We start from the raw sequence: 24388 nt of genomic DNA, 5'->3' as shown, positions 1-24388 counted from the left end.
AAAGGCACCTGTTCGGGTTTCAAGCAGAGGAGATTGCCATGATAGACAACGTTAAGAAGCCCGAACAAGCGCCTGCGGAAGGAGATCGGGACGTCATTGAGCGCGAACTTGCTCGCCAAGACGGCAAAGCGGCTCCGGAAAAACAAACTGATGGCAAGACTAGCCGTCAGTAAAGCGCAGACCAATCTCCCGTAATTCGCGCCGAGCGATTTCGCACATTCGCTTGGACCCGTCGTCGAAGACCAATGCCAGGCTTTGCGGAAGAGACACTGAATTTTCGACACTCACCCTGGCGCCTGTATCGGACATGTCCTTGAGGACACCGCTCATCACGCAGCACCCATTGTTGAAAACCAGCTGCACGCCCTTCAGCATACGTCTTCTGGGTGCGGGACTTGCTGCTTCTGTCATCTGCATTTACCTCACGTTCGGTTGACAGACTTCAACGAAGCGATGTTAAGCAATAACAAATTAAGCAAATACGAAGGTTCGAGACTGAATTCGAGGCATCAGCCTCTTGAATTCTGTCGTGCCAGCGCCAAGTCGCGCATGACATTGATTGCATTTGAAATGAGAGAGTGAGTGCGTGGATACGATCTCCCCGCGGAAGTCGCCGTCAGTTTTGGTGTTAGAAGATGACATGCTTCTGGCGATGGACATGGAAGATTATCTTCTAGACCAAGGTTTTACGGTCCAAGGCCCTTACGCTCGCGTCGACGACGCCCTCCGCGCCATCCCTTCTCTTGAAATTACCGGCGCAATTGTTGACCTCAACCTCAATGGTGAGTTCTCGTTCCCGGTTATTGAGCTTTTGAAATCCCGGAACATTCCCGTCATCGTATGCAGCGGCTACGTCGAACTTCCAGAGCTGAGAGCACGCCTGAAGGGCGTGCCGATGCTTGGTAAACCTTGGCGCCCGGAAAAATTGGATAGCTTAATGCGTGAGGTCTTCCTGACCCCTTGCCCTACCAAGACCTAGAGGCGTTAGCGTAGCATCGAGACCGGCGCTGCGAAGCGGAAAGGTCATCTCGCAAATCAGCCCAGTTTCCGCATAATCAAGTATAACGCTACCTTGTAGCTCGTACTCAATCGTACGGCTGATCAGAGTGGTCCCAAACCCTTGATTTTCAGGAGGGCGAATAGCAGGGCCATCCTGCTCCTGCCAGCGAAAGCGAACCTCTTGCTCCCCATCTTCTCTGGTCCCGATTGACCAGTCGAGGAAAATGCGCCCATCCTCATGGCGCAATGCTCCATACTTTAGCGCGTTGGTCGCCAATTCGTTCAAGACCATGCTGAAGGCTACTGCCGCTCGCGGATCGAGCGTGACTGGTACGGTCTCGCCAATGATGACCCGATTCACGCTACGAATATAGGCGGCAATCGTTCTATGGATGACATCTTCCAGGGCAGCATCGCTCCAATTTGTCTCAAACAATAGAGCATGCGCATCCGCCATGGCCCGCAAACGCCCCATGAGGTTCTCGACATATTCATCCACCGTGAAGCTGCCTTTGGTCGTGCGCCGAACGATGGACATGACCATAGCCATGGTGTTCTTCACCCGGTGGCTGAGTTCGCGCACCAGAAGCTCACGATGCTGTTCGATCCGCTTGCGCTCGGCACGCTCGCGAGATTCACTCAGTGCACGCTCGACAGCGGCGGAGAGCCGTATCATGCGCTGTTTCAAGACGTAATCAGTGGCCCCCCGGCGGAAGCTCTCAATTGCGGCCTCTTCACCCAAAACACCTGATACAAAGATGAAGGGCGTATCCGGCACGCGCACGTGGGCAATTTCCAGAGCAGCCATCCCATCGAAATCCGGCAGGGAAAAGTCTGCCAAAATGACATCAAACTCCATCTCATCCAGCGCCGTCAAATATTCGGCTTTCTTGGCAACGCGATGAACTTCAGGCTCGGGTTGGAGTTGACGCAGATGTTCACAGATTAGTTCGGCATCCAGAAAACTATCCTCCAGCAGAAGGATGCGGGCGGGATGAGCGCTGTATTCAGGATTTGACATTTCGAGAATATCCCGGAGGTGGTTCATTCAACAAAGCCCAGAAAACTCCAAGATCCTGGATTGCCTTGAAAAACTCGGTAAACTCGACTGGCTTTACCACGAAAGCATTGACGCCCAGTTCATAACTGCGAACCAGATCCTGTTCCTCGCGAGACGATGTGAGCATGACAATAGGAATATGCCGTAAGGCGTCGTTGCGCTTCACGCGCTCCAGCACGTCCAACCCGTCCATCTTGGGAAGTTTCAGATCCAGAAGCACGACAGCCGGATCGCCAGCCTGCCTATTCTGATATGCGCCTGCAGATGAGAGATAATCGAGGGCTTCAGCACCATCGCGCGTTATGACAATTTCATTCGCCAACTGGCACTTCTCCAGCGCCGCAAGCGTAAGTTCCAAATCGCGAGGGCTGTCCTCGACGAGAAGGATTGGACGTATATCAGGCAATCGCTCGCCCCTTTCTCATTTGCACGGGAAGTGCAAAGGTGAAGACAGCGCCTTCATCCACTTTGCCTTCGGCTCTTATCGAGCCATTGTGCCGTTCAATGATGCGACGCACCAGCGCCAGACCAATTCCGGTGCCTTCAAAGTCCTCCGCGCGCTGTAAACGCTGAAAGACGCCAAACAGTTTCCCTACATAGGTCATGTCGAATCCGACACCGTTATCTTCAACTCGATAGCGGGCAATTTCGCCTTCACGATGACCGTCAACCACAATTTTGGCGGAGGATTTGGGACGGGTGTACTTCACCGCATTATCCAGAAGATTGTACCAAACCTGACGCAACAGCGTCGCATCGCCCCATGCATCAGGAAGAGGTGCAATAATCCAGTCGATCTGGCGCCCTTCAGTATCCATTTTCAGGGACTTGATAACTTCGGCGACCAGCTTGTTCATATCAACAGGCTTTGGAGAGATGGATGCCCGGCCCAGTTGCGAAAAATTCAAAAGGTCATCGACCAGTCGTCCAGCAGATACCGCTGCATCAGAGATGGTTTGAAGGTAGTGCTGCGATTTCTCATCCAGGTTCATTTCTCGCTCACGCAACAACTGGGCGAAGCCCACGATATGGCGGAACGGCGCGCGCAGATCATGCGATACAGAATAGGAGAATGCTTCAAGCTCCTTATTCGAGCGCTGCAATTCACTCGAGAGCTGTGCAAGTTCTTCTGCCTTGCGCAGAACTATGCCAACAATTGCCCGACGCAAATTCAGCGCCGCAGCGATTTCCGCCTCGTCCCACAGCTTTGATTGCATCCTCAGAAGTTCACGCCAGGCTGAGAAAGATTTTCGCGGGTGGATGCGCCCGCTTTCCTGCACGGCCTTGTGGGGATTTCCGCCCCACTTCACCGTTTTCACCAGCTCTGGTCTACACCAAACCAGCCAACTGGATCGGAATTCGGAAATCCGGACGGCAAGTATTCCGCTTGCGGAGGCAGCAAAGCGTTCGGCTTCCGGCATATCGGTCGCAAGGCTATGCGTGGCAACGTAATCGAGATCTTGTTTCTGATTCAGCCAGGCAACCAGCGCTCGAACATCTGTCTCCCCCGGCACTTCGCCTGTCGACTGGATCATGTCCTCATCCACGATGATGACACCTGCAGCGTCAACTTGGGAGAGCAGTACTTGCGGCTCGGCAATCAGCCCCTCTTTCCAGTTGGGGGCGGATGCCATGGTGGCTAGCAGTCGATTGGTGATGGCACCTAGTTCTACGTTTTTGGCTGCTTTCTCCGCCCGCTCCAGCGCGCCGATGCGCATGGCCAGTGATTGCGCTACGAAATCGCAAGTTTCACGCACTGGCTGCGACACGCGATGGCTTCCGGCACTGTGGCATGAGATGAGCCCCCACAGTTGCCCTTCCATCATGATGGACACCGACATTGAAGCGCCAGTGCCCATGTTTTTCATATATTCAAGATGCACGGGAGAGACGCTTCGAAGCTGCGAGAAACTGAGATCGAGCGGCCTATCCGTCAACGGATTGAGGACAGGCTCAAGCGGGACTGGTGTATAACCAGCATCGGGAATGATCCTCAACCTGTTTGACGCATAGAGGGCCCGCGCTTGCGCAGGAATGTCGGAGGCGGGAAAGCGCAGGTCCAGATATGACGGCAGATTGCCGTTGCCTGCTTCAGCCACCACGTGACCGTTCCAGTCTCCATCAAAGCGATAGACCAGAACGCGGTCAAAGCCTGTGAGAGATTGAATGAATTGAGCGGTAGTCTCCAAGGAGCTGCTGATGTCCTGCTCGGCACCAAGGCGCTGCGTGAAAGCGCGCAACGACGTAAATACCTGATCCAGCGGCCGGGCTTCACTCTCTTCGACCTCTACGATAACGAGGCCATCTGATCGATGCGCCAGTCCCGTTAGTCCAAGATCGACACAGGAGAAAGCTAGAAAGGGTTCGGGCGTCCTATACCAAGCTTCTATCTGCTCAATGACATCAGCCAATCCGTGGACCGGCTTTTGACCGATACGCATTTCGGAACCGAAATAGTCCGAGATGTTGCGGCTTGCCTGCAGGATGAGCCAGTCGCCAGGTCGCAAGACGACGAGAGCACCGTGTGGCTGTATGGCACCAGGAATGTGAATCGGCTCGCGAGCGCAAGCCTCAAGATCGTCATCCGTTGCGGTCAACCAATTCTCCAGGATCAGGGGCTTGAGGGCTACGAAAGCACCCTCCTCTGAAAGCTTACGCCATACGGCGCGAGCAACGTGTTGAGGCTAAAGATAATGGCACTGCCGCGATTGTAAACGGCATATCCTGAATTAGCTTTCCAAAATCGCACACGACGTACTAATCGATGAGCCCGCGCCGTATGGCCTCCGCAATCGCTTGGGTGCGATTGCTTGCACCCACTTTCTTGGTTGCGTTCTTGATATAAGTGTTGACTGTGTCGACCTGATATCCGCTTTCCTGTGCGATCTGCTCGCTCGTTAATCCGGAAGAGGCTAACCGCAGGCACAAAACTTCACCCGCCGACAAACGCAGTTCAGCCGCAGCAAAACGGCGCATAAGACGCCCAGTGATAGCCTCGTGTGCAGCTTGAGCGATATCCCTTAAGAAGCTAATCTCGTCATCGTTAAAGGGAGTGGTACGCGAAAACGCCACTGCGCCGTAGACAATATCTCCTCGCCGAATAGGGAAAAGCGTTCGGTTCTTAATGTTGAACGTTTCCAACAGGTAATCCAACCTTTCATTGGGCACCTCTGGCTTCGCTACCTCCGACTCGATCACGACATCACGCGCATCTTTCGAGGCGAGAATATAGGGGTCGCTGAGGTGAAAGCGTCCTTCGTAATAGGCTTCAATGAAAGCTGGCGGAAAATCTGTATCGACAGATTGCGCGCTACCAAAACGAAAACGATCGATATCCAGTCCACTGATAGTTACGTAGTCGAATTCAACCGCCCGCCGTAACCGCAGAACGAAGGGATGATTGTGGATGTAGCGATGTCGCGGAACGGAAGCGAGATCGACGAATTCGTCAAGATCATCCGCGCGGCGGAAAAGAGGCTTATGCAGCATGAGACACCTGATTGAGTAACACATTGGTGACGGGCAAAAATTAAGTTTCGGTAAAGTTTTATTGATAGGGACCTCATTCACACCTACAGGTTGATTTCGGTCTAAACGATATTCGCGTTGGTTTATTTCAATGAATGTGAGATAACTTCTCTAAATCGCATTTTCCCGGGCAAATCGGCGGCGCTTTGCAAACACGCAAGGCTCACATGATCTACAAAAATATGAGCAGTAATCTTGTTCGGTATTGTTGTTGCGGCTAGAGCAAAATTCCACATCAAAATTCGGGGTAAAATACTACTTTTGCCACAAATACGTTAATGATCAGAATGCTTGGCTAAAACCTTATGTTGACTTGATTTTATCATGAGTTGATGTGTTGTTTGTCCAAGCTCCACTGCAACATGGGAGAGTGAAGCTCCCTTTACGTCAACGAAAAATAGTTGCTTCTTTCTCCGAAATAGAGCAACATCATCCCGAGTTTACCTTCCCTTGGAACTGAAATGACAAAGAAATCACCAAATCCCATTGATGTTCATGTTGGATCGCGTATCCGACTTCGCCGTACGATGCTTGGAATGAGCCAAGAGAAGTTGGGCGATAGTCTCGGTATTACCTTTCAGCAGGTTCAGAAGTATGAAAAAGGTGCCAATCGCGTTGGTGCCAGCCGTCTGCAGCATATTGCTGAAATATTGAATGTGCCGATTCCCTTCTTCTTCGAAGGCAGTCCGGGTTCGATGGACGACGAAGGCGCGTCCTCTTCTGCCGATTTCATGAATTCGAAGGAATGCGTAGCTTTGGCCGCTGCCTTCTCTGCTATCGAAGACAAGCGCGTACGCCAGTCGATCCTGAGCCTCGTCCGCAGCCTTTCGCGCGATCCCTCTGCCCTTTCGGAGACGAGTGATCTAGCTTTAGCAGCCCACTGAGTTTTTCAGATGGCACTGAGACTGACCACGCTTGGCGGTTGCCGGCTGGAAGATGAGGCGGGGCAAGCGATTGCCGCGCCTTATTTGTCTTTAATACTCTTGGCCTATCTCTATCGGGCGGAAAGACCGGTGGCGCGTCGCGATATGGCTCTTTTGCTTTGGCCAGGAAACAAGGAATCGGCGACGACAAATCTCAGGTCTGCGTTGCTGCGTTTGGCAAAAGCAGAAGCTCCACGTACTTCCTGTGTTGTTTCGAATGGTAACAGTTTGAGCCTAAATTACGGCGCGCTTTCGTGCGATCTCGAATTTGAGGCGATGGCTGTCGGGGAAGACAACCTGGAACTGATAAGCGATGCTGTAGCGCATCCCTTTCTGCCCTCCGCGGGCTCTGGCGTAACCGCTCTTGATCTTTGGGTACGGGATGTGCGGCAGCACCATCTCAGTCTCTTGCGAAAGCTTTTTCTAGCTACAGATGCCTCCGCAGCGAATGGCCCTTCGCGCTCGTCTCTCCGCCGTGCCGCCGTGCTTCTGCTGGAACACGATCCAGCCGACGAAGAAATCCGAAGCAGAATTTCGGGAGATAGAGCGAGGCCGACGAAAGTGCCCGCCTCCGTCACCTTACCTAGCCTATTCGCCGATACGCAAACGCCGGTCTCGCCCTTACCGACGACCGGCGTGTCAATCTGGACAGCGCCACGGATCGCGCTTCTGCCGCCCGAAACATCACTCACCGCGCAAAAGTCCGGCTCGATCGCGAATGCTTTGATCGAAGATCTCACAATCGGGCTGTGCTCGGAACGCGCAGTTTCCGTGGTGGCACCCTATACATCTGAACGAATACGAGCTTCGCGTGATAAAGCTTCCATCCTCGAGCGGCACAAGATCACTTACGTTCTTGATAGCCAGCGCACTGATGATTCATTGTTCGTCCAACTGATCTTTCTACCGACAGATGAAGTGGTCTGGGCCGATCGCTTTCGGCTTGATCCGATGCAAATTGTTCAGCAACGCTCGGTCATTACGCAAGCGGTTCAAACTTCTTTGATTGATCGTATGTCGAGCGGTAGTCAGATGGCACTCGACTATAGCAAGCGACCGGGCGCCTATGTTTCGTACCTTCGTGGACTGCAGGATTTGGCCACAATGGCGCTTCCCTCGATGCGTAGAGCACGCAAGCACTTCCGAGAGGCGCTGGATCAGGATAGGGGCTTTGCTTCTGCCCTTGCTGGGCTATCGAGAACCTACAGCATGGAATGGATATTAACTGCGCGCGGAGATAGCGAACTGCTGCTGGAGGCAATGCGTCTGGCCGATCAGGCAGTGACAGAAAACAACGCTTCCGCTGGCGCTTTCAAGGAACTCGGCGTGAGCCAACTCTTTATCGGACAGATCGATGAAAGTCTCGAGGCTCTTGCCACTGCTGAAGAACTCAGCCCACATTATGCGGATGTGTTGTTCAGCCACGCAGATAGTCTCGTGCATGCGAACCGACCAGCCGAAGCGCTCGCTAAGATTGAAAACTCCATATATCTCAACCCTTTACCACCCGATCCCTATTTTTGGGCAGCTGCCGGGGCATCCTACTTTCTAGGACGGTATCGTCAGGCTCTTGATTACATTGAAAGAATGAGAGACAGTCGCCCGGCGGATCGTCTTGCTGCTGCAAGTTGGGCCATGCTTGGAGATTCGACCAAAGCGCGAACTTTCAGGCTGCGCGTGTTGAAAGAAAATCCCTCGTTCGATGTAGAACGCTGGCTTTCCGTTCTTCCGCTCAGGGAGCAGTGGCAACTGGATATATACCGCGAAGGACTATTAAAGGCTGGCTTCTGACCAAGGGTTTTTTTGATGGCGAATGTAATCGTTCTGGGCGTGCAGGGTGAAACCGGACTATATATGATAGATATCGAAGCAGGAACCGTCACGCCTTTGACTGACGGGCTTCCGGCAGAAGCAGCATCCTTGGGTCAGCTCCGGAAATCCGGCGCTGTTGTTACCAAAGGCGTTGATTTCGCAATTTCGCTGACGGGACCGGCCCCAGTCGCCGGCAGCTTCCTCGAAAGCTAGAGAGACAAAACTCGTGTCCGAATTGCGAGCATGCTCGCCAGGGGAGACCTTCTTGAAGGTCTCCCCTTTTCTATCACGGCTGGGTATTACCAGGGTCGCCCGTCAAACCGGCCTTGATCATCTGGGCATTCCTGTCTGGTGCGCCTTCACTCCAAATTCGCGCGGCATTGTCGTGAGCAACGGCAAGGGGCTGGATGACGAGGCAGCGCGCACCTCCGCTGTCATGGAAGCCATTGAACGCAGCGTTGCCAGTCAAACTCCAAAGCGCGTTACATTTGCCACGGCACAAGCACTGCGTGCCGAGGGAATTGCCTATGACGAGTTGAGCGAATTTCTTGCAAAGGGGATGCCTCTTCCAAGGCTATCGGATAATACGCCTTGGGTAGAGGGCGTACGTCTACAGACTGGCGCCTCGCTGCTTCTTCCTCGTGATGCGGTTACCATGGATCGAAGTCGGCGGCGAAATACCTATTGGCAGACCTCGGACGGATTAGCTTCCGGCAACACCGTGGAAGAGGCCATCCTGCACGGCCTTTTGGAGCGGATAGAGCGGGATGCGCTGACACTTTGGGAATTGATGGAGCGCAGTGAACGCCAAGCAACGCGCATAAATGCCGAAAGCTTTTCCAGTCTCGATATTAAGAATCTTCTGGATCGGCTAGAGGCGGAAAACCTCCAGATCGCTCTGTTCGATATTTCCTCCAACATCCCTGTACCTTGCATTTTTGCTGTTCTTGCCCCCCGCATTCCCGTCGGTGCGATGCGTTTCGTTGAAGTCACGGCAGGGGCTGGCGCTGGTTTCGACCCGGTGGATGCGGCCATTCGTGCCATTACCGAGGCCGCACAATCACGCATGACGTTCATTGCTGGTGCTCGCGATGACATTTCCCCGGAAGTATACCGACAACCTCCTGACAACATAAGCCTGGCAGGCTTCGACTGCCCTCCAGTTCGCCACGCACGAGATCTATTGAATTTGCCCGCATGTACGACCCAGGAAGCCCTGCAACACCTTTTAGGCATCATGGCATCTCTTGGCTTTGAACGGCTTTATGCGGTGGACCTTTCGCCAGATTGGCTGCCCGTCAAGGTCGTAAAAGTCGTCGCACCCGAACTTGAAAATCCAGAAGGTCAGAGAAGGCAAAGATTTGGTCTTCGGGCGTTGATGCGGAGACTGAGATGAAGGTTGTTTTTGTCGGCCCAAGCTTGCCAGATGCACTCCGCTTTGCGGACAAGGATATTTGCCTCATGCCACCTGCGGCTCAAGGGGATGTGGTTGAAAGCGTCCTGTCCGGTGCAAAAGTTGTCGGCATCATCGACGGCGTATTCGAGCACGCGGCATCCGTCTGGCACAAGGAGATTCTCTTTGCGCTGAGCCGAGGCTGTGCCGTTCTTGGAGCCAGCAGCATGGGTGCTTTGCGAGCCGTCGAATGTGCGCCTTTTGGGATGATAGGCATCGGTGCGATATTTGAAGACTATCTCAATGGCATACGTGTTGACGACGGTGACGTTGCCTTGCAGCACGGACCCGAGGACATGGATTTCGCCCCCTTGACGGTTCCACTTGTGAATGTGGACGCTACCCTTGGTCAGGCTCTTAATCTTTCGCTTATCAGTGAGTTTGAAGCAGGCAACCTCTCGGCCGTTGCACGCTCCATCTTTTTCAAGCAACGCACTTGGAAACGAATTTGCCGAAAGGCAGAACTTACGTGGGAGAGGTTTTCCTCCATTTTGCAGATGGCCGAAGTCGATCAGAAGCGCGAAGATGCGCTTCTTCTGTTGAGAAAAATCAATAACGTAGATCCGCAACCCATCAACCTTAACGGATGGAGGCTCAACGAAACGCAAGCCATGCGCGAAATTTTAGCAAATGCGAACAATCGACGCTTTATCAGAAACAAGTGATAACGCGCTCGACGTGTGCAACGCTTTTGCAACGCGCCTGCAACGCGTCAGTGTGCCATGTTGCCGCTATAAGCGATAACAAGGGCACCGCCATGAACATCATGAATACGAATTTCGAGTCTGACGAGCGTCGGGAAGAGTATTTCGCACTGATCAATATGATTGGTTATGCGCTGTCCATTGCAGAAACCTTGGGCGCGAAATCTGCTGCAATGCACATCGATGCCGCCAGACGCTCACTCGTAACCAATTTGCAGGACGAACTTTCGGGTGCGCTGACGCCAGAAAAGATTTCGATGATGGCGACCGCCCGCGCCGGACATTGCTGAAATCCGTCGCACAATTCCAGATCAGGCCCGGTAATAAATGCGTCTACTGTCTTGTCTGGGGACTTCTTGCGCCAATAAACCGGTAGAGTATTTTCCGCTTACCGAACTTTCGCCGGAAGCACCCTAGTTGTAAGGTGACACACAATTGGCGCGCGGGCCGCTGAATGGTTGGTATGTATCTGTTGACGAATCATAGGATGCATAGCGCGTCTGGCACCAGCGTTCATGGGCAAATAAAGTGTCCGTGCCAGCGGTTTCATCGCTCATGAGGGATGCGGACTGGAAGTCGTTGCCGCTGTTAGCCCTGGCATTTTCAATGGCTGGCGCGTCGTTGCGAAGCTCGCAGAGCCGTCGGCTGCTGCTGCCATACGGCTGGTAAGTATTGTCCTCTGCACGGTACGACCTGTATTTCGCACTGCAAGCCTCAATGCCGGCTAAATCAACAGGCCGTCCGCGGTCAGTTTCCGCCAATATCTCTGAGTTCATGGGTATAGCACCACTATTCGAGGCGACTTCGATGGGTGGCTTTGCCTTTCGGTTATCAGCATAAGCTTTTGGCTCTTCCGCCACCGTCACCCCGGGAACGCGCTCATACGCCAATTTGTCGGTCACAGTCACAGGCTCAGACGTCCAAAGCGCAGGCGCATTCATATTCATCCTTGCGATCTGTTGCGTAGGCTTCATGGCTTGATCGGCGAGTGTCAGGCCGATCAACAGCGGCGTGACTGCCACAGTGATGCTGAGAAACAATTTAGCAAGCGATTTCAAGGCTCAGGCTCCTGCATTGACTGTTTCGATAATGCAGAACAGACCCACCGGTTCCGGCCGTAAATTAGAATTTGCTGTTCATCGTTGAAAAGGCGCGGGCAAACCCACCCGCGCCTTTTCTTCTAACTAGCCACCAGCCACTGCAGCATTTTGCTGCTGGCTTTGGCGGCGGCGTGTGCGCCAGTCGCCAAGGAAGAGGAGAATCGGTGCAGCGATAAAAACGGATGAGGAAGCGGCGATGAAGATTCCAAAGACCATTGGGATTGCGAAGCTTTCCACTGCACTTCCACCCCAAATCGCCATAGGAATCATCGCCAGGAACGCTGTTGCTGACGTATAGAGGCTTCGTGCCAGCGTTTCGTTGATTGAGAGATTAATCAAATCCCGGAATGGCATAGATTTATAGAGCCGCATATTCTCACGCATACGATCATAGACAACCACCTTGTCGTTGACGGAATAGCCCACCAGCGTGAGCAGGGCTGCGATGGCTGTGAGGTTGAAATCAAGCCCCGTTAACGAGAAGAAGCCGATTGTTTTGGTAACGTCCAGGATGAGAGTAGCAATAGCACCAACTGCAAACGGCCATTCGAAGCGCACCCAAATGTAAATCAGCATCGCGATACTGGCGAACACGACCGATAGTATGCCCGCGGTAGCGAGTTCATCGCTCACCTTTGGCCCAACGACTTCCGTGCGTTGAATTGTAGCGCCCGGATCAATTTTCTGGATTTCTGTTCGCACTTGCTCGACGGCTTCCGTCTGGCGAGTTTCCGGCCCCGCCTGGCGCTCCAGACGAATGAGCAGCCTGTCACTGCTGCCGAACTCCTGTAAAGCGACCTCGCCAAGTCCAAGATTGTTTAGACCGCTCCGAAACGCCGAAAGCTCGGCAGGCGCTGAGGTCTGTACCTCCACTTGAATGCCGCCCTTAAAATCCACACCAAAGTTGAGGCCGTGTGTAAACAGCAATGCAATCGAGCCAATAGACAGAAAGGCCGAGACCGCCAAACCGGCCATTCTCGCCTTCATGAAATCGATGGTGGTTCCATCGCGAATAAGGCGGATTGGCAGGAGTGGCTTGATATCAATCTTCTTCAGGCGTTTGCGGCTGGCGATCTCAACCATCAGAACGCGGACCACCGAAACGGCAGTAAACATGGAGATGGCAATGCCAAGACCCATGGTTACGGCAAAGCCACGCACCGGGCCAGAGCCGAACCAGAACAGAAGAGCTGTGGCGATCAGAGCCGTTACGTTACTGTCGATAATCGTGGAGTAGGCCTTGTTAAAGCCGAGATCGATTGCCGCGAACGCGCTTTTTCCCTTGCGGCTTTCTTCGCGGATACGTTCATTGATCAACACGTTTGCATCGACCGCAAGACCTATGCCCAGCACGATACCGGCAATACCGGGAAGTGTCAGCGTTGCGCCTAAAAGTGTAAGACCCGCAAAAGTCAGGATGACGTTCAGCGCCAGTGCAGCAATCGCCAAAAGGCCCCAGCTTCCATAAAGGGCCAGAATGAACAGCATCACCAGCAAGAAGCCACCAAGCCCGGCTTCAATACCCATTGCGATGGCATCGCTGCCGAGATCTGCTCCCACAGTGCGCTCTTCGATCACGTTAAGCTTTGCTGGAAGCGCACCAGCACGCAGAAGAGCCGCAAGGGTATTCGCCTCTGAAACGGAAAAAGTACCGGAAATCTGTCCCGCACCACCTGTAATTGGTTCCCGAATGACAGGGGCGCTGAGCACCTTGTTGTCCAACACAATCGCGAAGGGCTGACCGACGTTCTGGCGGGTCACTTCTGCAAACCGCGTGGCACCAGCTTGATCGAAGCGAAAGGAGACGACTGGCTCGTTATTATTGGGATCAAAGGCGACCCGCGCATCTGTCAGACGATCACCGGAAATTAGCACCCGGTTCTGGATTGGGTAGCTGCGACCTTCCTCATCCGGCATCATTGTGATGCCTGGTTCACCTTCCCGGCCAAGCATGTGGAAGCTCATCTTGGCGGTCGAACCAAGAAGGCGTCTGAGGTTCGAAGGGTCCTGTTCACCTGGTAGCTGCACCAGTACGCGATCACCACCCACACGCTGAATAGTGGGTTCTGCAACACCCACCTGATCCACGCGCTGGCGGATGATTTCCAAGCTTTGTCCAACCGCCTGCGACATGCGGTGGTCAAGGCCAGCTTCCGACGGTAATATCCGAACCCGATCGTTTCCCACGCGCTGAACCGTCAGATCAGAAGCCGTCAAAGCCCCGGATTGAACTTCATTCGCAATCGCCTTGAGTGCCGTTTCGGCTGCTGTTGCCTGACCGGCATCCGCAACTTGAACTTCAACTGTCTTATCGGAGCGGCGTACGGATGCGGTTTTTACTCCATCCCGATCCAACGTGGTTCGAACCTCTTGCTGAAGGCTCTGCAGCCAATCATTTTCCAGCGAGGTGCGGTCTACTTCCAAAACGAGGTGAGAGCCACCTCGAAGATCAAGCCCTAGCGATACCTGTTGATGGGGAAGGAATGACGGCCAGCGTGCCAGCGTTTTTTCCGGCAGAACATTAGGCAGCGTGACGAGTATCCCGGCGATGATGACGGTCAAATAGACTGCCACCTTCCAGATGGAATTTTTCATATATCTCAATCCTGATCGACCTTACGTGCAGTAACACGCAAGCTATCCTGTGATCGAAGGGATAATCTTCGAGGCTAAGGGTCAGATCAGGAAAACGGGTGGCGCGCGCGGTTCGTAAACGCGTGCGCTTGAACCTTCAGGCACATACGCAAGTCTGGTGTTCGCTGCCCAGGCAAATCCCGATGGTTCGACGCATCCGAGACATTTCGCAGCAAGGAGATCATGCTGGGGTTCAAATCGCCACTTCTTCGCCGTTCGCTTTTCAGTGGTGAAATACACCCTCAGCTCATCCCGGCGATCTCCGGGGTGAATCGCAAGTACGAGGTCAGACGCAGTCTGTGTGTGAGACGAATGATCAATTGGAAGGTCAGGTCGTGCAACGATACCCAGACCAAGCAGCAACAACGCCAATTGGCACATGAGCACCATTTGGCGGGCAAGCTTCGTTCGCAAGTCCGAGCGCGCCTGTAACTCTGAGATGTTTGGCATCCTTCCCTAATGTTGGTGAACAACTCACCAACAATGCGTCTCTGAATTAGACAGCATGGATGGGAAAATCCAGACCAGATCTGAAATTAAGGCACAACATCAGCCGAGCAGCGGTCAACTTCGCGTCAGGTAGCTTCATCACTGTAAGCCGACACATTCATTTTTAGCTTGAATTTGTCACCGTTTGCGTTCAGTTATACAACTACTAACCGGACCTGCTTGAGCAGGTGGCTTCTCCGGGCGCCTATCCCTCGGCAACCAATTGCTTTCTCCAGTGGCTGACCTTTTCAGTTAAGAGAGCATTCCGCTTGGACCTTCTCATATGAATTTTAGTTGCTGAACGATCTTCCGATCGCGCATACGCGCGATGCATTCGCTGACGTCACCTGATTGGACCAGGCTTTCTACGTCATACATCATTTCGATCCGCCTTAGGCCGTTGCGAAGACGCCAAGGTGTGAGGATTTCAATTTGCAAAATTTCACATCCATCAAACCCAAAATCTCCCCGTTTGAAAACGTTAGAAATGACCTGCTGTCTGGGCTGGTCGTTGCACTCGCCCTCATTCCAGAAGCCATCGCTTTTTCCATCATCGCTGGCGTTGATCCAAAGGTGGGGCTTTATGCCTCTTTTTCGATTGCGGTCATCATTTCATTTACAGGCGGACGCCCTGCAATGATTTCCGCCGCAACGGCTGCAACCGCCGTATTGATGGGCTCGTTGGTACGGGATCACGGCTTGCAATATCTGCTGGCTGCGACCGTACTCGCAGGCGTTTTGCAGGTCTTGGCGGGTATGGCAAAGCTCGGTAATCTGATGCGTTTCGTCTCCCGCTCGGTCATGACCGGCTTTGTGAACGCGCTGGCGATCCTAATTTTCCTGGCCCAGCTTCCCGAACTCACCAATGTCCCGGTTCTGACCTATTGGATGGTGGCAGGCGGACTGGCGATTATTTACCTCTTCCCCTATGTCACGCGCGCTATTCCAGCACCTCTCATCTGCATCATCGTGTTGACGAGCCTTTCAATCTACTTCGGCTTACAGGTTCGCACGGTCGGAGATATGGGAGAATTGCCTTCGGCCTTACCGGCCTTCCTCATTCCACAGGTACCGCTCAACCTCGATACGCTGATGATCATCCTGCCTTACTCCATCGCAGTGGCAACTGTTGGACTGCTGGAATCGCTGATGACGGCCCAGATCGTCGATGATTTGACCGATACACCGAGCGACAAAAATCGCGAATGTATGGGGCAGGGAATTGCGAACTTCATAACTGGCTTTATTGGGGGCATGGCAGGCTGCGCAATGATCGGCCAATCTATGATCAATGTGAAATCAGGCGGCAGGGGGAGGCTTTCCACTCTCGCAGCAGGAGTATTCCTGCTGTTCATGATCCTCGTTTTAGGCGATCTCGTGCGCCAGATCCCCATGGCAGCGCTGGTTGCGATCATGATCATGGTTTCCATCGGAACCTTCTCATGGGGTTCGCTCAAGAACCTCAAGCATCATCCGCGTTCCTCATCTGTGGTCATGCTGGCAACGGTAGCGGGCGTGCTCTACACCCATAACCTGGCCATTGGTGTTTTAATTGGCGTTGTTCTGTCGGCCCTCTTCTTTGCCTGGAAAATCGCTCATTTGTTCAAGGTGAATTCTGATCTCTCGGTAGACGGAAAACGTCGCACCTACACCATTCAAGGCCAGATTTTCTTTGCATCTGCGGATGACTTCAACAGATCCTTCAATTTGCGCGAGCCCGTTGAAAAGGTGACGATTGATGTTACCCACGCGCATATTTGGGATATTTCCAGCGTCGCAGCGCTGGATACGATTGTGCTCAAGTTTCGTCAGCGGGGGGCGGAGGTGGAACTCGTTGGGATGAACGAAGCAAGTCAATCTATCGTAGGCAGGCTCGGCATTCACAATAAACCAGGAGCGTCAGAACGCCTGACCAGTCACTAAAGGGTAGCGGCCCCTCGGATGCCGCGGGGCCGCTACCTGTCGAATTATTTCGTCCAATCGAGGACGATCTTTCCGCTATTGCCGCTCTGCATCACGTCAAATCCTGCCTTGAAATCTTTAATAGGCAGGCGGTGCGTGATCACCTTGCGAATGTCCAAGCCGCTTTCCAGCATCGCCAGCATTTTGTGCCAGGTCTCGAACATTTCGCGGCCATAGATGCCCTTCAGGGTCAGCATCTTGAAGACAACCTTCGTCCAATCAACCGTGGCAGGCCGCGAGGGAATGCCCAGCATGGCAATCTTGCCGCCCATAACAAGCCTATCGACCATCTGGTCGAAAGCGGAAGGCGCGCCGCTCATTTCAAGGCCAATATCGAAGCCTTCCTTCATGCCAAGCCGAGCCATAACGGACTGCAGGTCTTCCGAAGCAACATTCACCGGCGTCACGTCCGCAACCTTCCCTGCAAGTTCAAGGCGGGCGGGATTGACATCGGTGATGACAACGTGGCGTGCGCCAACATGACGGGCCACGGCAGCACTCATAATGCCGATAGGGCCAGCACCTGTGATGAGTACATCCTCCCCCACCAAATCGAAGGATAGAGCTGTGTGCACGGCATTGCCGAGCGGATCAAGTATTGCACCCAGCTCATCGTCGATAGCATCTGGCAAAGGCACGACATTGAAGGCTGGAAGGCGCAGATATTCTGCAAATGCGCCTGGAATATTCACGCCTACGCCCTTAGTTTCTGGGTCAAGATGGAAACGGCCGCCGCGTGCAGCACGGCTGTTCATGCCGATCACATGGCCTTCCCCTGAAACGCGCTGACCGATCTTCAGATTGCGGACATTCGCCCCAACCTCAGCGATCTCGCCCGCATATTCGTGGCCCACGATCATTGGCACAGGCACGGTCCGTTGCGCCCACTCATCCCAAGCGTAAATATGAATATCGGTTCCGCAAATACCAGTCTTGTTGATCTTGATCAGCACGTCATCCGGGCCAATTTCCGGGATCGGACGTTCATCAAGCCAGAGACCCGGCTCAGCCTTTGCCTTCACAAGTGCCTTCATGGCTATGCCTTTTCCTAAAACCTTAGATAATCTTCAGCGCTTTACCGGCATCGGTGAAGGCATCAATGGCGAAATCGACCTGCCTTTCGGTGAGTGCGGCAGACATCTGTGTGCGGATGCGGGCTTTGCCCTTCGGCACGACGGGAAAGAAGAAGCCAGCCACGTAAACACCGCGCTCATCCAGCGCGCAGGCCATGGCCTGCGCGCGTTGCGCTTCATGCAGCATAACCGGAATAATTGGCGTCTCGCCCTTCAGCAGCTCGAAGCCCGCCTTCTCAAGACCTGCACGAAACCGTGCCGAATGACTTGCGAGGATCGCGCGGCGGTCGTCAGCCTCCTCAGCAATGTCGATGGCTTTCAACGAGCCAGCGGCAACGGCAGGTGCAAGGCTGTTAGAGAACAGGTACGGCCTCGCACGCTGACGTAAGAGATCGATGACTGGCTGAGAGGCCGCAACAAATCCACCCATGGCACCGCCAAGGCTTTTGCCCAAAGTCCCAGTGACGATATCGACCCGATCATTCACACCTGTTAGCGAAGGCGTGCCACGTCCTTGTGCTCCCAAATGTCCGGTCGCATGGCAATCATCCACCATCACCAGTGCATTATAGCTCTCCGCAAGATCGCAGATAGCCTTCAAGTCTGCGACATAGCCATCCATCGAAAACACACCGTCGGTGGCAATCAGCTTAAAGCGCGCGCCATCCTTGTCAGCCTCTTTCAAACGGTCTTCCAGCTCGTTCATATCGCCATTGGCAAACCGGTATCGTTTTGCTTTGCAAAGGCGCACCCCATCGATGATCGAAGCATGATTGAGCGAATCGGAAATGATGGCGTCCTCAGCTTCCAGCAAAGGTTCGAATACGCCGCCATTGGCGTCGAAGCATGCTGCGAACAGGATGGCATCGTCTTTACCCAGATAATCCGCAATGCGCTTTTCAAGCTCCCGATGGAGCGTTTGGGTGCCACAAATGAAGCGCACGGAGGCCATGCCGAAGCCGTACTGTTCCAAGCCCTGCCTGGCAGCCTCCATAACCTCAGGATGGTTCGCCAATCCGAGATAGTTGTTGGCGCAGAGATTAACGACATCCCGCTCGCCGTCTGGGGAAGCGATGCGGATCGCACCGCTCTGCTGGCTGGTGATTTGCCGCTCGCGCTTGTAAAGCCCATCAGCCTCGATCTGCGACAGGATAGACGAGATGCGCGTGTTGAAATCCCTGTTCATGGAACCTCCCGATTTCCGATTTAATGTACAAATCCGTTATATCGGATTTTTTGTCAATCCACTCCTTGCGAACTGGGGAGTTGATTTCCACCATAGCGGAAACGTGATATTGAGCGGGCACACATTGAAGGTTTCACATGTCGAAAAAGACACCGCGCATTGGCCCAGCCATTCAAAAACAACGCAAGCAGAGAAAGCTGACATTAGAGCAGCTTTCGCTTCAATCCGGTGTTTCAAAATCCATGCTGAGCCAGATAGAGCGTGGAGAGGCCAATCCAACCTTTGCCGTCGTGTGGAGCCTGACGCAAGCGCTGGAAATCGATTTCTCTGAGCTGATCGGCGCTAGCGCTTCGGCCATTGCAAGCGAGCAGATCGAAGTCACCTCCGCATCCCACACGCCGGAAATCCGCAGCGCAGACGGCTCTTGTCGCCTTAAGATTCTGAGCTCTCCGCGGTTGGCTGGCCAGTCGGAATGGTATCAAGTAGAAATTGAGCCAGGCGGCAAGCTTGAAAGTGAGCCCCATGCTTTGGGGACTTTCGAGCATTTCACTGCCCTGACCGACGGCATTGAGGTGACGAGCGCCGAAAGCACCGTGAGGCTCAAAGGTGGGGAGACGGCACGTTACCCCGCAGACGTGTACCATTCCATCGCCAATATCGGTGAAGGAATAGCTCAAGGCTTTCTGGTGGTGCTTTACAAGTGAATCAGTTCACTCGTTCAATTGCCATAGCCGTTGCTTCTCCGCCACCGATGCAAAGTGAGGCCACGCCACGTTTCAGATCGTAGGTTTGAAGCGCCGAAAGAAGGGTGACAAGAACGCGCGCGCCGGATGCACCGATGGGATGCCCAAGTGCACAGGCCCCGCCATGCACATTCACCCGATCTTCAGGCAACGACAGATCTCGAATTGCAGCCATGGCAACAACCGCGAAAGCCTCGTTGATCTCGAAAAGATCGATCTCATCCGTTGAAAGGCCGGTCTTTTCCATGAGCTTACGGATGGCACCAATTGGCGCTGTAGGGAATAGACTTGGCTGGTCGGCATGAGTTGCATGGCCGATGATCCGTGCCAAAGGCGTCAGGCCACGCTTCTCCGCTTCTGACGCACGCATGAGCACCAGTGCTGCTGCACCATCGGAAATGGATGAGGAATTCGCTGCTGTCACCGTGCCGCCCTCACGAAAGGCTGGCTTGAGAGTGGGAATTTTGTCCGGACGCGCCTTTCCCGGCTGCTCATCCGTCGCTACGGTAGCATCCCCCTTCCCGGCTCTGGCACCCACTGGCGCAATTTCCTGGCTAAATTTGCCGGATGCGATGGCCTTTTGTGCCTTGTCGAGAGAGCCAAGGGCATACTGGTCCTGAGCTTCGCGAGTGAATTGATAGGCTTGGGCGCAGTCCTCCGCAAATGTCCCCATCAGCCTGCCGCGATCGTAGGCGTCTTCCAGCCCATCCAGGAACATATGGTCGATCATCTGCCCATGGCCCATGCGATAGCCGGAACGGGCTTTCGGCAACAGATATGGCGCGTTGGACATGCTCTCCATGCCGCCTGCAACGATAACATCGGCACTGCCCGCCAGCAGCAGATCATGCGCAAGCATTGCCGTTTTCATGCCAGAGCCGCACATTTTATTGATGGTGGTGGCACCCGCACTCAGTGGAATACCCGCCTTGATCGCTGCCTGCCGTGCCGGTGCTTGTCCCTGGCCCGCAGCCAGTACGCAGCCCATGAGAACTTCCTCAACCGATTCTGCCGAGACACCAGCACGCTCAATAGCGGACGCGATGCTGGCAGCGCCGAGCTCGCTGGCGCTGAGCGAAGAAAGCTCGCCCTGAAACGCACCCATCGGCGTTCTCGCCATGCCCACTATAACAACCGGATCTTGCTTATTCATGGTCTTGTCTCCTGATCCTGTCACTTCGGCGGCATCCGTAATGCGCCATCAAGACGAATTACTTCGCCATTCAACATCTGGTTCTCGATTATGTGCTGAACGAGGGATGCGTATTCATGGGGTTTGCCCAGGCGTGGCGGGAACGGAACCGATGCACCGAGAGCATCCTGAACCTCCTGCGGCATTCCAGCCATCATCGGTGTTTCGAAAATGCCTGGCGCGATTGTTACGACACGAATGCCATGTCGCGCCAACTCTCTTGCCGCCGGCAAGGTGAGCGAAGCCACACCACCTTTGGATGCTGCATAGGCGGCCTGCCCTATCTGCCCATCAAAAGCTGCAACAGAGGCCGTGTTGATGATCACGCCACGCTCGCCAGTCTCATCCGGTTGTTGGGCGGATATAGCTTCGGCAGCCAGTCTCAGCATATTAAAGGTGCCGATAAGATTGATGGAAACCGCACGTGCGAAGGAATCGAGCCCGTGCGCCCCGCTTCGCCCCACAATGCGCTCGCCCGGCGCAACACCGGCACAATTGACTAGTCCGTCGATATGACCGAATTCCGTACGGGCAAAATCGATGGCAGCGACACCATCTTCAGCCTTGGTGACATCTGTTTTTTTGAAACGCGCTGCCTCACCCAGGTGGGATTGCATGCTGATGCCTGCATCCTGATTGATATCGAGAAGAACAACCTTCGCACCGTTATCGACCAGAAGTCTGGCTGTGGCTGCGCCGAGACCGGAACCTGCACCCGTTACAAGAAAAACGCGGTTCTCAATCCTCATGCTGCTGAACCTTCCTGCTTGGCCATTTTTTCAATTTCCGCCTTGCGCAAAATGAAGCGCTGCACCTTGCCACTTGGCGTCTTCGGCAACTCATCGACAAAATCGAGAAGGCGGGGATAGGCGTGGGCCGAAAGCGCCTTGCGCACGTGCTGGCGCAATTCATCCGCCAATTCAGATGCCGCATTATAGCCGCGCCCCAGGACCACGAAGGCTTTGACGATCTCCGTCCGCTCCGGGTCAGGCACGCCTATAACTGCGGCCTCGACCACTGCCGGATGCTCGATGAGTGCGCTTTCCACCTCGAACGGCCCGATGCGGTAGCCGGATGACGTAATCACATCATCCGCACGACCGATAAAGCTGACGGAACCATCATCCTCCAATTCCACCGTATCGCCTGTCCTATAGAAGCCATTTGAGATGGCGGGGGTCTCCTGCCGGTGATAGCCGTAAAACCAGAGAAGCGGTGAATTGCGCATGTCGATAGCGAGGATGCCGGGCTGGTTCGGGCCAAGCTCTTGACCCTCATCATCAAGGACGGCCACCCGGTAACCCGGCATGGCGAAGCCCGCGGAACCATGCCGAACCGGATGTGCCAGACCGTGATGGTTGTTCACCACCATGCCAAGCTCTGTTTGTCCGTAGTGGTCGTAAATGGGAGCCGAAAGATGCGCATCGAACCATCGGATGACCTCTGGGTTCAAGGGCTCGCCCGCACTGCTCACCACACGAAGCTGGCCCTTCAGCGGCGCGAATGCTTGCGGCCCGGCGGCCATCAGCAGCCGGAAAGCGGTTGGCGAGCCGGCAACATTTGTGACACCAATTTGGTGAGCGACATCGTTGAATTGCTTGGCATTGAAGGGAGCTTCGGTGAAGGTCGTTGCGCATCCCATCAGGAGCGGCCCGGTCACGGAGTAATAGAGGCCATAGGCCCAACCCGGATCAGCCACATTCCAGAATACATCGCTTTCTCGCAGATCAACAGCGCGGCGCATATAGGCTTCGAACGAAGGAAGTGCCTTCAAAGGCACGGGAACACCCTTCGGCGTGCCGGTGGTTCCAGATGTTGACATCAACATCATAAGCTCATCGCCGCGCCGCATAACAGGCTCGAAACTTGGCAGTGCTAGCGTCATCGCCGCACGAAGGTCGATATCGCCTTCCGGTGCCTGTTCCTCTCCATTGGTCACGAAAAGCACCTGCACGGGACGATCCACGTCGTCCACCTTGGCACGGTTCGCACCATTGGTGATCAAAACCTTGGTTTCGCCGGTCTTTAGCCGTTGAGAAATGGCAAGCGGTCCAAAGGCCGTGAAGAGCGGTTGATAAACTGCACCCATCCGCCACACCGCGAGAATGGATGCGAGCAAGATTGGCGTGCGTGGCAGCATGGCTGCCACCGTATCACCCGGTTTGACACCTGCCTTGGCCAGAACATTTGTGATACGGCACGCCATTTCCCTCAGGTCTTCGAACGTGAAGCTCTCCAGGTGACCATCTGGCGCGATGTACCGCAGAGCTGTTCGATTTCCGCCGCAGTGGCGATCACAGCATTCCACGCATGCATTGATGCCCTGCTCGAAATGTCCTGACAGGCGCTCAACCCACTCCGCAAGTGAAAAGCCACTTATGGCTTCTTCGTAAGATGGCAAGCCAGACTTGGCGTCCTTACCGTGCATTCTGCAATACCTCCCTTGTGTCCGGTCCCCTCCAGAACCGATCAACAGACGAAATTTAATTCGCCCTGCATTGCAAACAATGGCGGGATGCAACATCTTGCATGATCGTTTTTGCAATAGGTGCGGCTATGGAACGGCGAATGATATCCTCTGGTTTTGTGGAGGATGCTCTGCAATGCTTGCGGGATGAAGGCATTGATCCGCTTCCTCTGTTGGAGGAATGCGGGTTGACTTCCCAATCCTCAGAGCCCGTTTCGAACGCGGTTTATGGGAAATTGTGGTGGCGAATTGCATCGGAAGTGCAGGATGAATTCTTCAACCTTGGTGCCCGCCCCATGCGCCCTGGTAGTTTTGCTTTGCTCTGCTATTGCGTTTTGAGCTGTAAAACTCTGGAAGAGGCCATTGAGCGTGCCCTGCTGTTTCTTGATGTGGTTCTAGACGACCCGCGCGGCTCACTCGTCCGTTCGGGGTCAGAAGCGCAAGTTTGGCTCCGCTGTATCGAACCAAGAAGCGCCTTTGCCTTCCGCACCTATTGGCTGATCCTCATGGGTGTCACCAGTTGGCTGGTTGGCCGCCGCTTGCCCCTACGCAGGCTGGAATTTGCCTGTGCAGCGCCTGAGAAGCGCGAGGACTACCATCAGTTTTTCGGCGCGCCGGTGTATTTCGATAGCAGGCAGACACGATTAGTTTTTGATGCCGCGCTGCTTCGCCTGCCGGTCGTTCGCAACGAACAGGCCGTAAAGCAATTCCTGCGGGATGCACCAGCCAATATTCTGGTTCGTTATCGACATGACCAAGGATTAACAGGGCGAATTCGTCAAATTTTGTTCGCCATGACGCCGCTGGAATGGCCAAAATTTGAAGAGGTGGCGCTTACTCTAAAGCTTGCCCCCGCAACTTTGCGAAGGCGCCTGAAGGCAGAGGGGCAGAGCTTTGGAGCAATCAAAGACGAAATCAGAGCCTCTCTTGCAGAACGTCTGCTGAAGGAGCAGACGTTGAACATTGCCGATATCGCAAATCAACTGGGGTATAGCGAACCCAGCGCATTCTATCGCGCTTATCGCAAAATCACTGGGTCTACGCCTCGCGCTGGGGCCTGATC

The 24388-nt window shown here is 54.2% G+C and carries 23 protein-coding genes and 1 other annotated feature; of the genes, 11 read left to right on the top strand and 12 right to left on the bottom strand.

From position 1 onward, the window contains the following. Positions 1-38: 38 nt before the first annotated feature. A complete protein-coding gene (locus AC0JZ1_RS01250; protein WP_471880627.1) occupies positions 39-173 on the top strand; it encodes a hypothetical protein in 135 nt (44 codons plus the stop codon). On the opposite strand, the gene AC0JZ1_RS01245 is transcribed toward AC0JZ1_RS01250, so the two are convergent. Next, the gene (locus AC0JZ1_RS01245) at positions 160-411 is read right to left on the bottom strand and encodes a PilZ domain-containing protein (RefSeq protein ID WP_471880626.1); all 252 of its coding nucleotides are present in this window, start codon (positions 409-411) and stop codon (positions 160-162) included. The genes AC0JZ1_RS01250 and AC0JZ1_RS01245 overlap by 14 nt on opposite strands. A 175-nt stretch (positions 412-586) precedes the next feature. On the opposite strand from AC0JZ1_RS01245, the gene AC0JZ1_RS01240 reads away from it, so the two are divergent. Continuing rightward, complete coding sequence (locus AC0JZ1_RS01240) at positions 587-979, top strand: response regulator (RefSeq protein ID WP_471880625.1); 393 nt, start codon at positions 587-589, stop codon at positions 977-979. Here the strand turns inward: AC0JZ1_RS01240 and AC0JZ1_RS01235 are convergent. The 4 genes from AC0JZ1_RS01235 to AC0JZ1_RS01220 all read right to left on the bottom strand — a co-directional run bounded on the left by AC0JZ1_RS01235 (position 935) and on the right by AC0JZ1_RS01220 (position 5548). Continuing rightward, positions 935-2020, bottom strand: coding sequence for a sensor histidine kinase (locus AC0JZ1_RS01235; RefSeq protein ID WP_471880624.1), 1086 nt, complete (start codon positions 2018-2020; stop codon positions 935-937). The two genes, AC0JZ1_RS01240 and AC0JZ1_RS01235, sit on opposite strands and share 45 nt — an antisense overlap. Continuing rightward, the gene (locus AC0JZ1_RS01230; RefSeq protein WP_471880623.1) at positions 2007-2465 is read right to left on the bottom strand and encodes a response regulator; all 459 of its coding nucleotides are present in this window, start codon (positions 2463-2465) and stop codon (positions 2007-2009) included. Before AC0JZ1_RS01230 ends, AC0JZ1_RS01235 begins: the two co-directional genes overlap by 14 nt. After that, positions 2458-4656: an ATP-binding protein gene (locus tag AC0JZ1_RS01225; RefSeq protein WP_471880622.1), complete on the bottom strand. Its 2199-nt coding sequence runs from the start codon at positions 4654-4656 to the stop codon at positions 2458-2460. Before AC0JZ1_RS01225 ends, AC0JZ1_RS01230 begins: the two co-directional genes overlap by 8 nt. 160 nt (positions 4657-4816) lie before the next feature. After that, positions 4817-5548, bottom strand: coding sequence for a helix-turn-helix transcriptional regulator (locus tag AC0JZ1_RS01220; protein WP_471880621.1), 732 nt, complete (start codon positions 5546-5548; stop codon positions 4817-4819). 500 nt (positions 5549-6048) lie between these two features. On the opposite strand from AC0JZ1_RS01220, the gene AC0JZ1_RS01215 reads away from it, so the two are divergent. The 6 genes from AC0JZ1_RS01215 to AC0JZ1_RS01190 all read left to right on the top strand — a co-directional run bounded on the left by AC0JZ1_RS01215 (position 6049) and on the right by AC0JZ1_RS01190 (position 10769). After that, a complete protein-coding gene (locus AC0JZ1_RS01215) occupies positions 6049-6471 on the top strand; it encodes a helix-turn-helix domain-containing protein (RefSeq protein WP_471880620.1) in 423 nt (140 codons plus the stop codon). Positions 6472-6480: 9 nt separating this feature from the next. Then, the gene (locus tag AC0JZ1_RS01210; RefSeq protein WP_471880619.1) at positions 6481-8301 is read left to right on the top strand and encodes a hypothetical protein; all 1821 of its coding nucleotides are present in this window, start codon (positions 6481-6483) and stop codon (positions 8299-8301) included. 15 nt (positions 8302-8316) lie between these two features. Beyond that, positions 8317-8535 (top strand): hypothetical protein, encoded by a 219-nt coding sequence (locus tag AC0JZ1_RS01205; RefSeq protein WP_471880618.1) that lies wholly within the window; start codon positions 8317-8319, stop codon positions 8533-8535. Positions 8536-8548: 13 nt separating this feature from the next. Next, the gene (locus AC0JZ1_RS01200; RefSeq protein WP_471880617.1) at positions 8549-9718 is read left to right on the top strand and encodes a YcaO-like family protein; all 1170 of its coding nucleotides are present in this window, start codon (positions 8549-8551) and stop codon (positions 9716-9718) included. Next, positions 9715-10440, top strand: coding sequence for a TfuA-like protein (locus AC0JZ1_RS01195; protein ID WP_471880616.1), 726 nt, complete (start codon positions 9715-9717; stop codon positions 10438-10440). Before AC0JZ1_RS01200 ends, AC0JZ1_RS01195 begins: the two co-directional genes overlap by 4 nt. Before the next feature lie 92 nt (positions 10441-10532). Continuing rightward, positions 10533-10769 carry a hypothetical protein gene (locus AC0JZ1_RS01190; RefSeq protein WP_471880615.1) on the top strand — a complete coding sequence of 79 codons (237 nt, stop codon included), beginning with the start codon at positions 10533-10535 and terminating at the stop codon, positions 10767-10769. 123 nt (positions 10770-10892) lie between these two features. Here AC0JZ1_RS01190 and AC0JZ1_RS01185 read toward each other — a convergent pair whose 3' ends face one another. Both AC0JZ1_RS01185 and secD read right to left on the bottom strand, forming a co-directional pair. Beyond that, positions 10893-11537 (bottom strand): BA14K family protein, encoded by a 645-nt coding sequence (locus tag AC0JZ1_RS01185; RefSeq protein ID WP_471880614.1) that lies wholly within the window; start codon positions 11535-11537, stop codon positions 10893-10895. Positions 11538-11663: 126 nt separating this feature from the next. After that, positions 11664-14174 (bottom strand): protein translocase subunit SecD, encoded by a 2511-nt coding sequence (gene secD, locus AC0JZ1_RS01180; RefSeq protein ID WP_471880613.1) that lies wholly within the window; start codon positions 14172-14174, stop codon positions 11664-11666. A 697-nt stretch (positions 14175-14871) separates the two neighbouring features. Continuing rightward, positions 14872-14924 (top strand) — a sequence feature (sul1 is cis-regulatory element that is thought to sense ions involved in sulfur or methionine metabolism; They are found in Alphaproteobacteria). A 228-nt stretch (positions 14925-15152) separates the two neighbouring features. On the opposite strand from secD, the gene AC0JZ1_RS01175 reads away from it, so the two are divergent. Next, positions 15153-16625 carry a SulP family inorganic anion transporter gene (locus AC0JZ1_RS01175; protein ID WP_471880896.1) on the top strand — a complete coding sequence of 491 codons (1473 nt, stop codon included), beginning with the start codon at positions 15153-15155 and terminating at the stop codon, positions 16623-16625. 44 nt (positions 16626-16669) lie between these two features. Here the strand turns inward: AC0JZ1_RS01175 and tdh are convergent, their stop codons facing one another. After that, positions 16670-17698 carry an L-threonine 3-dehydrogenase gene (gene tdh / locus AC0JZ1_RS01170; RefSeq protein ID WP_471880612.1) on the bottom strand — a complete coding sequence of 343 codons (1029 nt, stop codon included), beginning with the start codon at positions 17696-17698 and terminating at the stop codon, positions 16670-16672. A gap of 22 nt (positions 17699-17720) precedes the next feature. Beyond that, on the bottom strand, positions 17721-18923 hold the full coding sequence (locus AC0JZ1_RS01165; RefSeq protein ID WP_471880611.1) for a glycine C-acetyltransferase: 1203 nt from the start codon (positions 18921-18923) through the stop codon (positions 17721-17723). Positions 18924-19060: 137 nt separating this feature from the next. Here AC0JZ1_RS01165 and AC0JZ1_RS01160 point away from each other — a divergent pair, with 137 nt between their 5' ends. Continuing rightward, a complete protein-coding gene (locus tag AC0JZ1_RS01160; RefSeq protein ID WP_471880610.1) occupies positions 19061-19627 on the top strand; it encodes a helix-turn-helix domain-containing protein in 567 nt (188 codons plus the stop codon). Between the two features lies 1 nt (position 19628). Here the strand turns inward: AC0JZ1_RS01160 and AC0JZ1_RS01155 are convergent, their stop codons facing one another. From AC0JZ1_RS01155 to AC0JZ1_RS01145, 3 genes are read right to left on the bottom strand one after another with little or no spacing between them, the layout of a single operon-like run. Then, entirely contained in the window at positions 19629-20819 is a 1191-nt protein-coding gene (locus AC0JZ1_RS01155; protein ID WP_471880609.1) for an acetyl-CoA C-acyltransferase, read from the bottom strand. A gap of 20 nt (positions 20820-20839) precedes the next feature. Continuing rightward, a complete protein-coding gene (locus tag AC0JZ1_RS01150; protein WP_471880608.1) occupies positions 20840-21607 on the bottom strand; it encodes a 3-hydroxyacyl-CoA dehydrogenase in 768 nt (255 codons plus the stop codon). Continuing rightward, positions 21604-23286: an AMP-binding protein gene (locus AC0JZ1_RS01145; RefSeq protein ID WP_471880607.1), complete on the bottom strand. Its 1683-nt coding sequence runs from the start codon at positions 23284-23286 to the stop codon at positions 21604-21606. Before AC0JZ1_RS01145 ends, AC0JZ1_RS01150 begins: the two co-directional genes overlap by 4 nt. Before the next feature lie 128 nt (positions 23287-23414). Between AC0JZ1_RS01145 and AC0JZ1_RS01140 the strand changes: the two genes are divergently transcribed. Continuing rightward, a complete protein-coding gene (locus AC0JZ1_RS01140) occupies positions 23415-24386 on the top strand; it encodes an AraC family transcriptional regulator (RefSeq protein WP_471880895.1) in 972 nt (323 codons plus the stop codon). Positions 24387-24388: the final 2 nt, after the last annotated feature.

The organism is Affinirhizobium capsici, from assembly GCF_977018625.1.
Note: the sequence above shows the minus strand (reverse complement) of the source record. Positions and strands in the feature narration are given on the sequence as shown.

Coding starts and splice junctions, on each gene's coding strand:
- AC0JZ1_RS01250 (WP_471880627.1), top strand. CDS start 39: ATGATAGACAACGTTAAGAAGCCCGAACAAGCGCCTGCGGAAGGAGAT.
- AC0JZ1_RS01245 (WP_471880626.1), bottom strand. CDS start 411: ATGACAGAAGCAGCAAGTCCCGCACCCAGAAGACGTATGCTGAAGGGC.
- AC0JZ1_RS01235 (WP_471880624.1), bottom strand. CDS start 2,020: ATGTCAAATCCTGAATACAGCGCTCATCCCGCCCGCATCCTTCTGCTG.
- AC0JZ1_RS01220 (WP_471880621.1), bottom strand. CDS start 5,548: ATGCTGCATAAGCCTCTTTTCCGCCGCGCGGATGATCTTGACGAATTC.
- AC0JZ1_RS01215 (WP_471880620.1), top strand. CDS start 6,049: ATGACAAAGAAATCACCAAATCCCATTGATGTTCATGTTGGATCGCGT.
- AC0JZ1_RS01210 (WP_471880619.1), top strand. CDS start 6,481: ATGGCACTGAGACTGACCACGCTTGGCGGTTGCCGGCTGGAAGATGAG.
- AC0JZ1_RS01205 (WP_471880618.1), top strand. CDS start 8,317: ATGGCGAATGTAATCGTTCTGGGCGTGCAGGGTGAAACCGGACTATAT.
- AC0JZ1_RS01195 (WP_471880616.1), top strand. CDS start 9,715: ATGAAGGTTGTTTTTGTCGGCCCAAGCTTGCCAGATGCACTCCGCTTT.
- AC0JZ1_RS01190 (WP_471880615.1), top strand. CDS start 10,533: ATGAACATCATGAATACGAATTTCGAGTCTGACGAGCGTCGGGAAGAG.
- secD (WP_471880613.1), bottom strand. CDS start 14,174: ATGAAAAATTCCATCTGGAAGGTGGCAGTCTATTTGACCGTCATCATC.
- tdh (WP_471880612.1), bottom strand. CDS start 17,698: ATGAAGGCACTTGTGAAGGCAAAGGCTGAGCCGGGTCTCTGGCTTGAT.
- AC0JZ1_RS01165 (WP_471880611.1), bottom strand. CDS start 18,923: ATGAACAGGGATTTCAACACGCGCATCTCGTCTATCCTGTCGCAGATC.
- AC0JZ1_RS01160 (WP_471880610.1), top strand. CDS start 19,061: ATGTCGAAAAAGACACCGCGCATTGGCCCAGCCATTCAAAAACAACGC.
- AC0JZ1_RS01155 (WP_471880609.1), bottom strand. CDS start 20,819: ATGAATAAGCAAGATCCGGTTGTTATAGTGGGCATGGCGAGAACGCCG.
- AC0JZ1_RS01150 (WP_471880608.1), bottom strand. CDS start 21,607: ATGAGGATTGAGAACCGCGTTTTTCTTGTAACGGGTGCAGGTTCCGGT.
- AC0JZ1_RS01145 (WP_471880607.1), bottom strand. CDS start 23,286: ATGCACGGTAAGGACGCCAAGTCTGGCTTGCCATCTTACGAAGAAGCC.
- AC0JZ1_RS01140 (WP_471880895.1), top strand. CDS start 23,415: ATGGAACGGCGAATGATATCCTCTGGTTTTGTGGAGGATGCTCTGCAA.